The organism is Treponema sp. R6D11 (assembly GCF_054786075.1).
Genome location: NZ_BDHD01000306.1, coordinates 1 through 1523 on the forward strand (window position 1 = coordinate 1; position 1523 = coordinate 1523).

Annotated in this window: 1 protein-coding gene; it reads left to right on the forward strand. The window is 40.2% G+C overall.

Annotation, left to right across the window (positions count from 1 at the left end; genetic code table 11):
* Positions 1-1381, forward strand: a 1381-nt coding sequence (locus ACYVTD_RS12570; protein WP_461248094.1) for a hypothetical protein, incomplete at its 5' end; no start/stop codon positions are given.
* Positions 1382-1523: the final 142 nt, after the last annotated feature.

The window sequence follows — 1523 nt, forward strand, 5'->3', positions numbered from 1 at the left end:
ACATATAACTCATGTAAGAGAGGTTTTAGATACACCTGAGGCTTTTGGGTATACCAAAGAAGAGTTAGTGGCTATTTATAAAAAATTCAAAGAGCCTCTTGGTCTTGAGGGGAAAGCGAGAAATCAGATAATAGAGACCCTTCTTGGACGTGGCTGGATCAGGCTTAGGTATGTTCCAAAGAATGATGTGTGGACGATTGAGCTTTCCAGACTAAGACGAAAACAAAAAGAATTCCTATGGGCATGGGCAACTGATAAGTTAAATGCGAGTCCAGTCTCGAGATATCAAGTCATAAAGATAATAATGTTAGATATTGGTGTTATAACGGAAATATCTCTTGAAGATATGGCGGGCAGTAAATTGTTAGCGGTTTCCATGCAAAAAAATGTTAAGCCTTTAATTGCTGTAAACTCCGGTGCGGAATTACTGGATATATCACCGTCTGCTAGAACTGAACGTTTATTTAACTGTAAAGACGTGCTTTCAAGAGGCGTTTGGATAAGCCCTTCCGGGGATATGTTTGGTATTCCCTTAACTCATGTCATCGCCGTAATAGATGACCCCGATAAATTCGGACTATCTATGGAACAGATAAAAAGTGTTTATAATAAGTTTAATGAGGGGCTTGGTTCAGAGGGTAAAGCCAGGGACGAGATTGTTTCTATGCTTATATCAAACGGCTGGGTTAGAATCAGGTATTATCCGGGAGAGTATTTTCATGTGGAATTGAAGCAGTTAACCCCTCCTTATAAAGAATATTTATCTACATGGGCTTCTAGAGTAATAGCCAAAAATCCAGAAAAGGCTTCTATCGGCGTTAGTATTTGCGAGAAGGTAATTGATATTAATAAAACTACTTTAACGCTTATGGACGTTTCCCAACTTTCTCATAATTCCGCCCTAAAAATGAATTTTCCGCCTTCTCCCGCTTATTGGTTAAGCTCCCGTGGAGAAGTGTTTGGCGTTCATGGCAGCCACGCCAGCACCGTGATCGAAAGGCACGATGTTTTTGGCTTGTCAAAAGACGAGGCGGAAGAACTATTCAAATACGGCGAGGAAGACGCTATTTTAAAGAGGCTTATCAATGTAGGCTGGACCAGAATCAGGTTTCAAAGAACTTGTTATTTTATATCGGTAAAGAGCCTGTCCGCCCCTGTTAAAGGTTTATTAACCAGTTGGGTTTTAAGGGAGCTTGACCTGCACAAAAAGAGAGGGGCTACATTTGCCGTTATCGAGGAGATAGGGAGTAATCACTCCTCTAAGGTTTCTCTGTTAAATATGTCCAAAGGGGTTTTTACCCACGATGATTCTCTGGCGGTTAGTACCCATGAAAGCCTAGATTACGGTGATTGGAGTGTTTTCCCGCCCAATTCAGGTTAATTAACCGCCGTTTCAAGAGATATTAGCAAGTTATTTCCTCTAAATTTCCCTTTTAAGGCGTTTTTATATACATTGCTAGGGGGTATAGGGTTAGAAAAAAAATTCTATCCAGACTTGTTTTCTGAAAATAATGGTCTATAAT